Raw genomic sequence first — 13,632 nt, 5'->3', positions numbered from 1 at the left:
AACGACCACAAGCGGCCATTTGCTTTGCCCTCATGTGCCCCAGATGTGAAGCCATGTTTCAAGCTCACATTGACATCACCTGTCCTCTCAGTGTGATGTTCCTACTTAAGGGGGATTGGTATGCCGAATAAGCATTGGGTGGGAGAGCTAAAGGGTGCGCGATATGGCCCGCTTTATTGGACAGAGGATGGTGAGGGCGCTGGTGAATTTTCTGCTACCACTTCAGACGGTAAAGCTCTCGCATTTTCAACCGCTTCAGATAGTTCCACGCCGAATCGAATTCGGTTGTTTACGAAAGATTCCGGTAGCGGAAATGCCGTCCTAGTCGGTGGAATGTCCTTTGAGATTCGCGCCGCAAAGCAATGCAGTGGAACATGGGACCTGCTGGACGGATCGAAGGGCATATTCGACCTAGCACTTGCCGAACGGCCATCCGAATCGCCTAGTTTATCTGCTCAATCACCTGCTCCCCAGCTTTGGAATAAGGAGGCGCTATTGGGAGCGGTCACACTTTATCGAGCAGACTTAGAACGGCTCATCGCCGAGCTCGAAACTTTCGTTCCGGCACCTGCCACGACCTATATCCGTGCGACGGAAGGCGGCCAAGTTATTGTTCATCAAGCCGACGCATATTTGGCCCGAAGAGATCGACCGGATATAATAAAAGACATGTCCATAGTGCGAGAGGAAATAGTTTCAACAGGATTCAAAAAAATAGCTACAGTAAATTTGAATGACAGTGGAGAAAACAACATATCTGTCTCATCTCCAGACGAGCTTTGGACATCAGCTGTATCGCAGCGACTTGAATCATTTATGGGTCAATTTACAAGCGTTTTCACTGGAATTTTACGTAAACATGGATTGAATATTAATTCATTAATATTGCTATGCGTATTAATTGTAATTCCTGATTATAAAATCAACACTCGAATTTTTATAGCAATAGGAGCGATCTTAATAATTCTTGCGATTGCTGGATCACACAAATTTATCCGATTTGCACGAGTTTATTTGGATCCAGATCGACCCAAAAATCCGTATTCTAAAGAAGTTCCTAGCGCAATTATGGCTTTAATCGCAACAGTCATTGCTACTGGTTTCAGCACACTGCCTCAGATACTCGATATGTTACGAAAGGCGGCTGAGGCGGTACTGTCGTTTTGGACATCTTAGGTAGCGTATGTGCCAAGACGCCAACAATCGCATCGGTCGCATAGGGCATCGCTTCGGAAATGCGGTAATTTTACTGGGTTTCGCTGGCAGCTTTTGCCTCTAGGATCGGCGTAAGTGGAATTTTCGCTACCCACCCATTCCGTCATGCCGGGCTTGACCCGGCATCCATTGGCGCAAGGGTTGGGGGTCGTTCAGGCGTTGCGCCTATGGACCCCGGATCAAGCCTGTCCTGAGCCTGTCGACGGGTCCGGGGTGACGGTGGTGGTGGGGCTGGTTGGGCGGCGATGCTTATGCGCGCACTGTCGCAAGGCGTGTGGCGAGAGATGGGTTTCCGCCCGCGCGGGAACGACGGGGGTTGGGGGATTTGGCTGGGATCTTCTTTCCCGCACATATGGGTCGTGTCCCGCATATGTGCCGCAATAGCCGGTGTGGCTGCGCGGGGGTGGGCGATCGCGTCGGCTACTTTGCCTTTTCGCCAGTGTGATGCTTCACCGGATAGCTGATGATCAGCGCCAGCGGTTCCTGGCCGGTCTGGCGGATGCCGACGACTGCGCCGTCGTAGAGATAGGCGGCCATGCCGGGGGTGAGGCTTTGGGTTTTGCCGTCGGAGGTGACGTCGCCCGTGCCGGAGAGGACATAATAGACTTCGTCATGGGCGATGGGGTGGAGGCCGATGGCCGAACCGACATGGAGGATGCGTTTGCGGAACTCCATCGTGCGGGGCTGGGGGGCTGCGTCGCTGATGCGGAAGGCGGTGCTGAGGCCGATCCTGCCATGGGGGGTGGGTTCCTCGCGGCGGACGCTCTGTTCGTCGATGACGGCCATCGGTGGAGCGGGGGGCGGCGCGGCGGGCGATGCTGCGGGAGCGGAGGCGAGGAGGAAGGCGGCGAGGATCATTTCGTTTCTCCCGATTTTTCACCCTGGCGCATCATCTTGTCACGATCGGACAGATGTTCGGCAATCTCCGCCGTCTGGCCGGGATAGCGGCCCGATTTCGGCTCCATCGTATCGAGATTCCAGTCGGCCGCGACGAAGGGCGCGCGGGTCTGGGCCATTTTGGGATAGCCGCCGACTTGCCGTTCATCGTCGATGATTTCGCCGCGTCCTTCGGCCACGAAGAAGAGGACGCGTAGATCGTCGGCGTCGCGGTCCCATGGGCGGGCGCCGGCATGGGCGAGAACGTGGGTTTCAACGTCACGGACGGGCAGGACCTGGGTGCCGGGCCACCAGATCGGTGGGGTCGCGACCTGATTGATTTTGGCACGGGTTTCGCCGTAGCGGCCGAACATCGGCAGGGCGACGCCGAAACGGTCGACCGCGATATTATCCTTACCGTGATAGTCCAGATCGCCATCCCCGCCGAGCGTCAGGAAGGGCAGGCCGGGCGCGGTCGATACGCCGCCGCGCAGCACATTGCCGACGGCGGACAGCTTGCCGGTCTGATAGGGATGATCGCCCCATTCGAGCGCCATGAGATTATAATGGACCGCGCGTTCGCCCGGATCATAGAGGATATTATTGACCATCTGGACCTGCGCCCCGCCTTTCAGCAGGGGGTTGCGTTCCTTGTTATGGGCATAGACGTTGCGGTAGATCAGTATCTCGCTCGCATTGTCGTGGATCAGCGTCCCCTTGCTATGTTCGCCCTTGGGATGGCTGGCGTCGGCGAGGCCTTCAGCGGCGATATTGTAGGAGAAGGTGATGGCGTGGCTGGTCCCTTTGCGCCAGTCGTCCGGGGTCTTGCCGGTGAAGCGCGGGCCGGAGGCGGACATATTCTCGTCAATCGCCCAGGTGAAGCTGCAATGGTCGATCACGACGTTGTGGGCGGCGACGGTGGAGAGGGAATCGGCTTCCCAGCCGCTCATTTTGGCTTGACCATCGACCCCGGTGCGGACGCGGATATGGCGCATCACCACATCATGGGTGGCGATGTCGATGCCGGTCTTGATCAGGGTGATGCCGGGTGAGGGCGCAGTCTGGCCCGCGATGGTGACATAGGGTTCGCTGATTTTCAGTGTCTGGCGGGCCATGTCGATGATGCCGCCGACTTCGAACACGATGATGCGCTGGCCTTTGGCCTCCAGCGCGGCCTTGAAACTGCCGGGACCATCGGGGGCGAGGGTGGTGACGCGCAGGATGCGACCGCCCCGACCGCCGGGCGTGGTCGCGGCCCAGCCGACCGCGCCGGGGAAGGCGGTTTGGGCGAGGGCGGTGCGTTGCGGCGCGGGTTGGGCGGCTATGGGCTGGACCAGCAGGCATTGGGCCATCGCGACGCCAAGCAGCATCCAGTGGGGGCGGGACCGGGGGATGGGCATGGTGACGGTGGCTCCTCTCTTTGGCTATGGGTGTGCCATTGTGTGGCATGGGCCGCAAGTCCGTTGTGAGACCGGTGTCTGATAATCGCGATATGAGGGTGCCGATGCGGGTCGAGCAAGGGGTTTTGTGTCGCAACCGGGCAGGCGGAGCATTGCCGACTGTGGCATTCGGGCCATCTGCGAACAATAATCATCACGCTATATTGACAGCCGGAAACGTGGCGCGCATTTATGGCTTCGGTTATGACACCGGTTTCCAGTGACGCCAGCGGACCAGCAACAGCTGGCGGCGGCACGGTCAGGAGAGGGCGCACGCGAGACGAATCGCCCCCGATCCTGCCGATAGACCATGCCCCGTTCGCCGATTTGGTCGGGCGGGTATCGACAACAGGGAAGGAGCGGAACGTGCAGATTCGGAAGGGCAATCATCAGACCGGGGCGCAGCGCTGGCTGGCCGGGGCGAGCGTCGCGGCGATCATGCTGGCGATGCCGGTGGCCGCGCTGGCGCAGGATGCGCCGCTGGCCCCGGTACAAAGCGCAGAGGAAGGCGACGCCGCCGATATCGTCGTCACCGGATTTCGCCAGTCACTGGGCGCGGCGATCAATCTGAAACGCCAGTCGGTCGGGTCGGTCGATGCGATCGTGGCGGAAGATATTGCGAAATTTCCCGATCAGAATCTGGCGGAATCGTTGCAGCGTATTCCGGGCATTTCGATCCAGCGCGACGGCGGCGAAGGCCGGGCGATCACGGTGCGCGGCCTGGGCGCGCAATTCACCCGCGTGCGCGTGAACGGCATGGAGACGGTCGCGACATCGACCGACGGTGCCAGCGCTAACCGCGACCGCGCGTTCGATTTCAACGTGTTCGCGTCCGAACTGTTCAGCTCGCTGGTGGTCCACAAGACCGCCGAGGCCTCGCTCGACGAAGGGTCGCTGGGCGCGGTGGTGGATTTGAACACCGGCAATCCGCTTGCGGGCAAGGATGGCTTTACCTTCGTCGGATCGGCGACGGGTTCCTATAATGACCTCAGCAAAAAATGGGGGCCGCGCGCCGCCGGCTTGCTGTCGTGGAAGTCGCCGGACGGGCAATGGGGCGTGGCGCTGTCTGCCGCCTATTCCAAGCTCGATACGCTGCAGATGGGCAATAATACGGTGCGCTGGTCGCAGGCGCGGTTCGACAGTGTCGATGGAGCCGCCTGCTTTACCGCGCCCAATAGCGGCGGCACCTATTTGCCGAGCGCCGGTTGCGACAAGGCGGCGCTGGCCTTTCACCCGCGTATTCCGCGCTATGGCGAAATCGCGCAGGAACGCGAGCGTCTGGGCGTGACGGGGTCGATCCAATGGTCGCCTTCGGATGCGACCAAGGTTTCGATCGACGGGCTGTTTTCCCGCTTCCGCGAGACGCGCGAGGAAAAATGGGGCGAAGTGTTGCTGCGGTCGAACGAGCGGTCGATCGACGTCGTCAATCCGGTTTACGACAGCAACAACAACCTGATTTCCGCGACGCTGAACGATGCGTGGGTGCGGACGGAACATTATCTGCGCAAGTCGCAGACGAAATTCTACCAGCTGGGCGGCACCTGGGACCAGGATGTCGGCGACAATTTCCGCTTCACCCTGCTGGGCGGTTTTTCCAAGTCGGATGCGTCGATCCCGGTCGAGACCACTTTGGTGTTCGACGATCGCGATGCGCAGGGCTATAAATATGACTATAGCAATATGAGCCGCCCGGTGCTGACATTCGGCACCAGCGTCACCGATCCGGCCAATTTCCAGCTGGCCGAAATCCGCGACCGGCCTTCGTCCACCGTCAACAAGTTCCGCACGATGCAGCTGCGCACCGAATGGGATGTGACGGAGGGCTTCACGGTCAAGGCGGGCGCGGTCTATCGCCGCTTCTCTTTCGATACGGAGGGCTTTACCCGCGATACGGTGGTGTGCGGCAATGGCGGCGTCGATCGCGTGCTCGGCACGCTGGCCTGTTCGCCGACGTCTGCCTTTGGTCCGAGCGCTGTCTATGGCTTCCCGGTGACAGCGGCGCTGGCCGAGATGTTCACGCTGAAAGGGGCGGATGCGCCGGCGGGAACAACGACGCAATGGCTGGTGCCCAATCTGGCGGCGGGAACCGACTTTACCAAGCTGTACCAGCGCACCCCGGCGATCGATGCGGGCAATACGCGCGGCGTGGTGGAAAAGACGACCGGCGGTTACCTCCAGTTCGATGCCAAGGGCGATATCTTTGGGCTGGAATATGCGGCCAATGCGGGCATCCGCTACGTCAAGACCGACCAGAGTTCCACGGGCCTGAACAATGGCGCGCTGGTTGGCGTGTCACGGTCCTATGAGGACTGGTTGCCCGCGATGAATATCGCCTTCTTCCCGCACCCCGACATTGTGGTGCGTGCGTCGGCGGCGGACGTGATGACGCGGCCATCGCTGGGCAATCTGACGCCGGGTGGTTCGGTCGACGGGTTCAACTATCGGGTCAATTTCGGCAATCCCAACCTCAACCCGTTCCGCGCGACCGCCTATGATCTGGCGCTGGAATGGTATTTCGCGCCGCAGTCGATCGCGTCGGTTGCTGTGTTCAAGAAGGATGTGCAGAGCTTCCCGATCGGCCAGACCATCACCGGCACCTTTGCATCAACCGGCCTGCCGCTGTCGGTCATCCCGCCAAGCTCGCCTGCCGCGGGGCAGCCCGAACGGGCCGAAGGCTGGGCGATCAGCACGATCGTCAATGGCAGCGGCGCGAGCCTGAAGGGCATCGAATTGTCGGTGCAGGCGCCCTTTACCTTCCTGCCCGGCTTCCTGTCGCATTTCGGCGGGATCGTGAACGCGACCTTTGTCCAGTCAAGCGCCAGCTACACGGTATCGGGTCCGGCGATCGTGCCGGGCGGTGGCAATATCGCCGCGGTGCGGAGCGCAACCCTGTTCGGCCTGTCCAAGCGCGCCTTCAACGGCACGCTCTATTATGAGGATGAGAAGTTCAGCGCGCGTGTGTCGGCCAGCTATCGCAGCGGCTATATCGACCAGAATAGCGGCACGGGTAACGTGTTCGAGGGCTATAACAGCACGATCAATGTCGATGCTTCAATGCGGTACAAGCTGACCGACTGGATCGAGCTGTCGCTGGAGGGCATCAACCTGACCGACGAATATCGCGATCGCTACACCGATCTGGATGCCAATCGCAATTATGAGCAGCTGCATTACGGACGCACGTTCCAGGTGGGCGCGCGGTTCAAGATGTAAGGCTCATGGGCCGGGCCGCCTCTGCACGGGCGGCCCGGTTTTTTTCTGTTTGATAAGGAGCGCCCCATGACGATCAGCCGACGCGATGCGATGACGGGCGGTTTGGTCGGGAGTGCGCTGGCGTTGATTGGCACGGAGGCGGTTGCGGCTCCTGCGGCTACGACCGACTGGAAGCGGGGTTTCGATAATCAGCGTATCGCCGATCTGGGCGACGGGCGCTTTCTCAATCCCCTGATTTCGGGCGATCGGCCCGATCCCGCCATCCTGAAGGATGGGGCGGATTATTATATGACCTTTTCGACGTTCGACAGCTATCCGGGCGTCACCATCTGGCACAGCCGTGACCTCATCAACTGGCAACCGCGCGGGGCGGCATTACACAAGAATATCGGGTCGGTATGGGCGGTCAGCCTGGAGAAGCATGAGGGCCGCTACTTCATCTATATTCCGGTCAAGGCCAGCCCGAACAGCATCTTCGTGATCCATGCCGACAGTATCGACGGGCCGTGGAGCGACCCCATCGACCTGCAACTGCACGATCATATCGACCCGTGCCATGCGGTGGGGGAGGATGGCAGCCGCTGGCTGTTCCTGTCGGGCGGGGACCGCATCGCGCTGAGCGCGGACGGTCTGTCCACGGTTGGCGCGGTCGAGCATGTCTATGATCCCTGGCGCTATCCCGACACATGGGATGTTGAGGGCTTTTCGCCCGAAGGGCCGAAGATTCACCGCCATGGCGGCTGGTTCTATATGCTGACCGCCGTGGGCGGGACGGCGGGGCCGCCGACCGGGCATATGGTGATCGCGGCGCGGTCCCGCTCCATCCACGGGCCTTGGGAGCAGCATCCGGGCAATCCGCTGGTGCGGACGGAAAGCCTGTCGGAACGCTGGTGGTCGCGGGGCCATGCCAGTCTGGTGGAGGCACCGGACGGCAGCTGGTGGGCGGTCTATCATGGTTTTGAAAATGGGCTGTGGACGCTGGGACGGCAGACCTTGCTCGATCCGGTCGAGTGGACGGCGGATGGCTGGTTCCGCATGACCGGGGGCGATCTGTCGCAGCCGATCACCAAGCCGCGCGGGGGCAAGGCACTCCCCCATGGCATGGCGCTATCGGATGATTTTACGACGCTCAATCTGGGGGCGAAATGGAATTTCTTTCGGCCAGGCCCGGACGAGGCCAGCCGGGCGCGGGTGGAAAAGGGCGCGCTGGTCCTGAAAGGGCGCGGCACCGCGCCGGTCAATTCATCGCCGCTGCTGCTGATCGCGGGCGACCCGTCCTATGAATTTCAGTGCGATATAGAGATTGCGCCGGGCGGGACGGCGGGCTTGCTGCTCTTTTATGATGACAAGCTCTATTGCGGGCTGGGTTTTGACGAGACGCGCTTCGTCACCCACCAATATGGCATGGAGCGGGGCCGCCCGGCCAATCCCCATGGCCGCAGGCTGACGATGAAGGTGACCAATCGCCACCATATCATCGCCTATCATCTGAGCAGCGATGGCGGGCGGACATGGAGCCGGTTCGACCGGGGGATGGAAGTGTCGGGCTATCATCATAATGTGCGCGGCGGATTTCTGATGCTGCGGCCCGGCCTTTATGCGGCGGGTCCGGGCGAGGCGCGGTTTCGGAATTTCCAGTTTCGGGCGCTCTGAAGGGGTTAGAGGATCAAGTTCCCAGCGACGAAGATCAGGATGCAGGCGAGGATCGGGCGCAGCACCGATTCGCGGACATGGGAGGCGAGCAGGCTGCCGATGATGATGCCGGGGACGGAGCCAAACAGCAGCGATCCCAGCAGTGTGAAATCGACCGTGCCGAGCCACCAGTGACCGACCCCGGCGAGCAACGTCAGCGGCACCGCATGGGCGACGTCGGTGCCGACGATGCGGGCGAGGGGGATGCGCGGATAGAGGATCAGCAACGCGGTCGCGCCAATCGCGCCCGCGCCGACCGAGGTGACGGTGACCGCCGCGCCGATCGCCATGCCAAGCGCGATGGTGAGGTTACGGGTCAGCCCCGGGCTGCGGCCCTGACCATGGGCGCGCGACCAGCGAAAAATCCGGTCCTTGCCCAGCAGGACAATGCCGGTCAGCAGCAGCATGACGCCCAGCGTCACCTTGATCGGCCCGACCACGGCGGCGGTCGGCGGCCCGGCGGCCGCCAGCAACGCCAGGCTGGCGGTGGCGGCGGGCAGACTGCCCAGCGCCAGCCAGCCGACGATGCGCCAGTCGACCGATCCTTTGATCCCATGGACGAGGCTGCCGACGCCTTTGGTAACGCAGGCGTAGAGCAAGTCGGTACCAACAGCGGCGACCGGGTGGAAATTGAACAGCAGCACGAGGATGGGCGTCATCAGCGATCCACCGCCAACCCCGGTCAAGCCGACCAATATGCCGACGACGAACCCCGCCAACGAATAGAGCGGATGGAGGATCATGATGGCGCCCCTTATTGCATCGACCCAATGGCTGGCGGATCTGCAAAGCCCCCCGGCGTTGGCGCTTCCTTAGACCATCGCGAGGGGAGGTGGGAACCGCTTAATTGGGGGCGGTCAGCGTCGCGCGAATGGCGGCTTTCAACACCTTGCCCGCATCATTTTTGGGCAGGGCATCCCAGAGCTGCACGCTTTCGGGATATTTGAAGCGGGCCACGCCGTGGCGGCCCAGAAAATCGGCGATGGCGGGGACGTCCGGGGTTGCCTCGCCGCACGGCACGATGACGGCGACGGCGCGCTCACCGGTGCGCGGATCGGGGATGCCGACGATGGCGATTTCGGCGATATCGGGGTGGCCGACCAGCAGATCCTCAATCTCCTTGGGCGCAATATTTTCGCCGTTGCGGATGATGAGATCCTTGATCCGGCCAGTGACGACCAGATGGTCGCCATCGACCCAGGCGCCCTGATCGCCGCTACGGTAATAGCCGTCGGCGTCGAAGCTGCTCTCCTCATCTTCCGGGTGGAGATAGCCGACCATCATCTGTGGCCCGCGCGCGCGGATTTCGCCGTCCGGGGCAATGCGGATGGTGGCGATGCCAGCGCGGCCATCGGTATCGGCGGCATGATCGCGGTCGGCGGGGTCGATGACGCCGACGGTGGTGACCGGCAATTCGGTCGACCCATAGACGCGGCTGACGATCGTCCTGTCGAAATAGGCGGCGGCGTCGCGGATCAGGCTGGACGGGACCGATGCGCCGCCGCAGATGAAGAGTTTAAGGTCAGGCAGGCAGGTGCCGGCGGCGCGGGCCGCGGCCAGCAGATGCTGGAGGAAGGGGGTAGCGCCTGCCATATGGGTGCAGCGCTGATCGACCATGATCTGAACGGCCTCATCGGGATTCCAATGTTCCATCAAGATCGCGGTCGCGCCCAGCAGCAGCGGGGTTTCAAAGGCGTAGATCGACCCGCCTATGTGGCTGACCGGCGAGGGGACGAGAAAACGGTCGCCCGGTTCGACAAGCCAGTGACGGCCAATCTGGCGGATCAGCGCATTGATGCTGTTATGGCTGTGGAGGACGCCCTTGGGCCGTCCGGTGGTGCCGCTAGTGTACATGACCATGCGGACATCGTCGGGATCGACGGCGGGGAGCTGGGCGTCGCCGCCTTCCGCCAGCAGGTCGGCAAAGGCGATATGCGGGCCTGCCTCGCCGCGCAGGACGATGACGGCGGGCGGGTTTTCGAGCGCTGGCGTGACGCGGGCCAGCATCGCGGCATAATCATGGCCGCGAAAGCTGGCGGGGATGAAGATCATCGCGCTGTCGAGATCGGCCAGGATGAAGCGCAGGTCATGGTCGCGCAGCGAAGGCAGGATGAGATTGGCGACCATGCCCGCCAGCGTTGCGCCCATATAGATGATTGCGGCTTCGTGCCAGTTGGGCAGCATGAAGGAGATGGCGCTGCCCGGTGCGAAGCGGGCGAGCATGACCTGGGCAAGGCGGCTGGCCTGCGCGTGGAGGGCGGCAGCGGTCAGGCTCGTGTCGCCGTCGATCAGCAGGACGCGGTCGGGCGTGTCGCGCGCGGCGCGGATAAGGGCGTCAGCGGCGGTGTCTGCCTGCCACCAGCCATCCTTATAGGCTTGCGACGCAAAGGCATCGTCACGGCGGACGGACCAGCCGGTCGGCGTTGTGCGCCGGGGTGAAACAGTGTCGGACATGGCGCAGAAATGCGGGAGATGGGCGGCACGGGCAAGCCGGGCGGCAATCCAGCGCTCTGGCGATGGCGAGGGTTAGAGGAGCGCCCGGTAGCGCGCCAACAGATCGTCGATGAAGGCGATGACGGCGCGAGTGCGGGGGGATTTTTGATGTTCGGGGCGCAGCACCAGCCAGTAGCTGCGGGTGATTTCGACCTCGTCGGGCAAAATGCGGACAAGGCCGGGTTCGCTGTCGGCGGAGAAGCGGTGGAGCAGGCCGAGGCCCACCCCTGATGCCACCGCCTTTTGCTGAGCGACGATCGAGCTGGAGCGGAATACCGGGCGGGCTTCGCCGGCGACTTCGGACAAATAGCGCAGGCCGCGCATGTCGATCATCTGGTCGATATAGGCGACGAAGGGCTGGGCGGCGACATCCTGCGCGGTGCGGATCGGCGGGTGGCGGGCGAGATAGTCGGCCGAGGCGTAGAGGCCGAGCTGATAGTCGCACAGCTTGCGCACGACCAGCTTGCCGCGCGGCGGGCGATCCACGGTGATGGCGATGTCGGCTTCGCGATTGGCGAGGCTGACGGCGCGCGACTCCGGCATCAGTTCCAGCAACAGGTCGGGATAGCGGGCGTGGAAATCGGCGATGTTGGGCGCGACGATATAGGTGCCGAAGGCTTCGGGGGTGGCGAGGCGGACTTCGCCAGCGATCGCTTCGGCCCGGCCAGACAGCGCAGCGGCGGCGGCGTCGAACTCGCGTTCGGCGCGTTCGGCATGATCGAGCAACAGCGCGCCCGCCGCAGTCATTGCCACCCCGCGCGAGGTGCGATCGAACAGGCGCGCGCCCAGCGCCTCCTCCAGCGCGGTCAGGCGGCGGGCAACGGTGGTGTGGTTGACGCCGAGCGCCTGCCCCGCGCTGGTAAGGCGTCCAGCGCGCGCGACGGCGAGGAACAGGCGAAGATCATCCCAGTGAAGCATATGCACCCATGCACAACAGATACGCAGATATGATCATTTTTGCGCGTAACGCCATAGGCTAATGGCCGCGTCAGGCATTTAACGCGAGGGCATCATGCGCATCATCGACAATTTCATCGGCGGCCAACATCAGGCATCGACCTCCACCCGGCTGGGCGACGTGTTCGATCCGGCGACCGGCAAGGTGCAGGCGCAGGTTCGCCTGTCCGATCCGAGCGAACTGGATGCGGCAGTCGCCAATGCGCAGGCGGCGCAGCCTGCCTGGGCGGCGATGAACCCGCAGCGCCGGGCGCGGGTGATGTTCAATTTGAAGGCGCTGATCGAGAGCCACATGGACGAGCTGGCCGAAATGCTGTCGGCCGAACATGGCAAGGTTCATTCGGATTCCAAGGGCGACATTCAACGCGGGCTTGACGTGGTGGAATTTGCCTGCGGCATCCCGCATTTGTTGAAGGGCGAATATACCGAAGGCGCAGGGCCGGGGATCGACGTCTATTCGATGCGCCAGCCGATCGGCATCGCGGCGGGGATCACGCCGTTCAACTTCCCGGCGATGATCCCGATGTGGATGTTCGCGCCTGCGATCGCGTGCGGCAATGCGTTCATTCTCAAGCCCTCCGAAAGGAACCCGTCGGTGCCGGTGCGGCTGGCGGAGCTGGCGATGGAGGCGGGACTGCCTGCGGGCATTTTGAACGTCGTCCATGGCGACAAGCAGGTGGTGGACGCGATCCTCGACAATCCGGCGATCCGGGCGGTCAGCTTTGTCGGGTCGTCCGACATCGCCCAATATGTCTATGGCCGCGGCGCATCGAACGGCAAGCGGATGCAGTGCATGGGCGGGGCCAAGAACCATGGTATCGTCATGCCCGACGCTGATCTGGACCAGGCGGTGGCGGACATTCTTGGTGCAGCCTATGGGTCAGCGGGCGAGCGCTGCATGGCGCTGCCGGTGGTGGTGCCGGTGGGCGAAGCGACCGCGGTGGCGCTGCGCGCCAAGCTGGAGACCGGCATTGCGGGGCTGCGCGTCGGCGTGCCGAGCGACCCCGACGCCCATTATGGCCCGGTGGTCAGTTCGGCCCATAAGGCACGGATTGAAAACTATATTCAGATGGCGGTTGATGAAGGGTCTGAACTGGTTATCGACGGGCGCGGCTTTGCGTTGCAGGGCTATGAGGAGGGTTTCTTCCTGGCACCGACCTTGCTCGACCATGTGAAGCCGGACATGAAAAGCTATAATGAGGAGATTTTCGGGCCGGTGTTGCAGATGGTGCGGGCCGAGACGTTCGAGGAGGCGCTCAGCTATCCGACCAGGCATCAATATGGCAATGGCGTGGCGATCTTCACCCGGAACGGCGATTATGCGCGCAAATTCTGCGGCAATGTCGAGGTCGGCATGGTCGGCATCAACGTGCCGATCCCGGTGCCGGTCAGCTATCACAGCTTTGGCGGCTGGAAGCGGTCTGGCTTTGGCGACATGAACCAGTACGGCATGGACGGCGTGCGTTTCTATACGCGGGTCAAGACGATCACCCAGCGCTGGCCCAGCGGCGGCGCGGTGATGGACCAGAGTTTCGTTATCCCGACGATGAGCTGAACATATGTGAGCGTTTTGATATGGGGTAAGATTTAACATAATATATATTATCGAAATTTATCTATGTTGATGGTGGATTCTAGATCGAAGTGCGAAATCCTAGGATTTATAGGGGTTTGATCCCTTTTCCAGGAAGGCACATGATGAACGGCTATCAGCATCTGGGTTTGGACGAGCGGCGACAGATTTATC

At 62.1% G+C, this 13,632-nt stretch carries 9 protein-coding genes; 4 read left to right on the top strand and 5 right to left on the bottom strand.

What is annotated here, in order from left to right; translation table 11 throughout:
• Positions 1–120 precede the first annotated feature (120 nt).
• Complete coding sequence (locus tag D0Z70_RS24570) at positions 121–1,176, top strand: hypothetical protein (protein ID WP_147418742.1); 1,056 nt, start codon at positions 121–123, stop codon at positions 1,174–1,176.
• A 459-nt stretch (positions 1,177–1,635) separates the two neighbouring features.
• On the opposite strand, the gene D0Z70_RS05550 is transcribed toward D0Z70_RS24570, so the two are convergent.
• Positions 1,636–2,073 (bottom strand): cupin domain-containing protein, encoded by a 438-nt coding sequence (locus D0Z70_RS05550; RefSeq protein WP_119744464.1) that lies wholly within the window; start codon positions 2,071–2,073, stop codon positions 1,636–1,638.
• Positions 2,070–3,443 carry a pectate lyase family protein gene (locus D0Z70_RS05545; protein ID WP_119744649.1) on the bottom strand — a complete coding sequence of 458 codons (1,374 nt, stop codon included), beginning with the start codon at positions 3,441–3,443 and terminating at the stop codon, positions 2,070–2,072. Before D0Z70_RS05545 ends, D0Z70_RS05550 begins: the two co-directional genes overlap by 4 nt.
• Before the next feature lie 534 nt (positions 3,444–3,977).
• Here D0Z70_RS05545 and D0Z70_RS05540 point away from each other — a divergent pair.
• Both D0Z70_RS05540 and D0Z70_RS05535 read left to right on the top strand, forming a co-directional pair.
• Complete coding sequence (locus D0Z70_RS05540; protein WP_420820372.1) at positions 3,978–6,743, top strand: TonB-dependent receptor; 2,766 nt, start codon at positions 3,978–3,980, stop codon at positions 6,741–6,743.
• Positions 6,744–6,809: 66 nt separating this feature from the next.
• A complete protein-coding gene (locus tag D0Z70_RS05535; RefSeq protein ID WP_119744462.1) occupies positions 6,810–8,396 on the top strand; it encodes a family 43 glycosylhydrolase in 1,587 nt (528 codons plus the stop codon).
• A gap of 5 nt (positions 8,397–8,401) precedes the next feature.
• On the opposite strand, the gene D0Z70_RS05530 is transcribed toward D0Z70_RS05535, so the two are convergent.
• The 3 genes from D0Z70_RS05530 to D0Z70_RS05520 form a co-directional block, all read right to left on the bottom strand.
• A complete protein-coding gene (locus D0Z70_RS05530) occupies positions 8,402–9,178 on the bottom strand; it encodes a sulfite exporter TauE/SafE family protein (RefSeq protein WP_119744461.1) in 777 nt (258 codons plus the stop codon).
• 100 nt (positions 9,179–9,278) lie between these two features.
• Positions 9,279–10,889: an AMP-binding protein gene (locus tag D0Z70_RS05525; protein ID WP_119744460.1), complete on the bottom strand. Its 1,611-nt coding sequence runs from the start codon at positions 10,887–10,889 to the stop codon at positions 9,279–9,281.
• A gap of 72 nt (positions 10,890–10,961) precedes the next feature.
• Complete coding sequence (locus tag D0Z70_RS05520; protein WP_119744459.1) at positions 10,962–11,846, bottom strand: LysR family transcriptional regulator; 885 nt, start codon at positions 11,844–11,846, stop codon at positions 10,962–10,964.
• 94 nt (positions 11,847–11,940) lie between these two features.
• On the opposite strand from D0Z70_RS05520, the gene D0Z70_RS05515 reads away from it, so the two are divergent.
• Positions 11,941–13,440 carry a CoA-acylating methylmalonate-semialdehyde dehydrogenase gene (locus D0Z70_RS05515; protein ID WP_119744458.1) on the top strand — a complete coding sequence of 500 codons (1,500 nt, stop codon included), beginning with the start codon at positions 11,941–11,943 and terminating at the stop codon, positions 13,438–13,440.
• Positions 13,441–13,632 lie beyond the last annotated feature (192 nt).

The sequence above is a fragment of the Sphingobium terrigena genome (assembly GCF_003591655.1).
GTDB lineage: Bacteria > Pseudomonadota > Alphaproteobacteria > Sphingomonadales > Sphingomonadaceae > Sphingobium > Sphingobium terrigena.
This window is presented reverse-complemented; position numbering and strand designations above follow the sequence as displayed.

Bases quoted from the DNA above. Each gene is read 5' to 3' on its own strand.
- D0Z70_RS05520 (WP_119744459.1), bottom strand. From the start codon at position 11,846: ATGCTTCACTGGGATGATCTTCGCCTGTTCCTCGCCGTCGCGCGCGCT.
- D0Z70_RS05545 (WP_119744649.1), bottom strand. From the start codon at position 3,443: ATGGCCCAATGCCTGCTGGTCCAGCCCATAGCCGCCCAACCCGCGCCG.
- D0Z70_RS05550 (WP_119744464.1), bottom strand. From the start codon at position 2,073: ATGATCCTCGCCGCCTTCCTCCTCGCCTCCGCTCCCGCAGCATCGCCC.
- D0Z70_RS05540 (WP_420820372.1), top strand. From the start codon at position 3,978: ATGCCGGTGGCCGCGCTGGCGCAGGATGCGCCGCTGGCCCCGGTACAA.
- D0Z70_RS24570 (WP_147418742.1), top strand. From the start codon at position 121: ATGCCGAATAAGCATTGGGTGGGAGAGCTAAAGGGTGCGCGATATGGC.
- D0Z70_RS05530 (WP_119744461.1), bottom strand. From the start codon at position 9,178: ATGATCCTCCATCCGCTCTATTCGTTGGCGGGGTTCGTCGTCGGCATA.
- D0Z70_RS05535 (WP_119744462.1), top strand. From the start codon at position 6,810: ATGACGATCAGCCGACGCGATGCGATGACGGGCGGTTTGGTCGGGAGT.
- D0Z70_RS05525 (WP_119744460.1), bottom strand. From the start codon at position 10,889: ATGTCCGACACTGTTTCACCCCGGCGCACAACGCCGACCGGCTGGTCC.
- D0Z70_RS05515 (WP_119744458.1), top strand. From the start codon at position 11,941: ATGCGCATCATCGACAATTTCATCGGCGGCCAACATCAGGCATCGACC.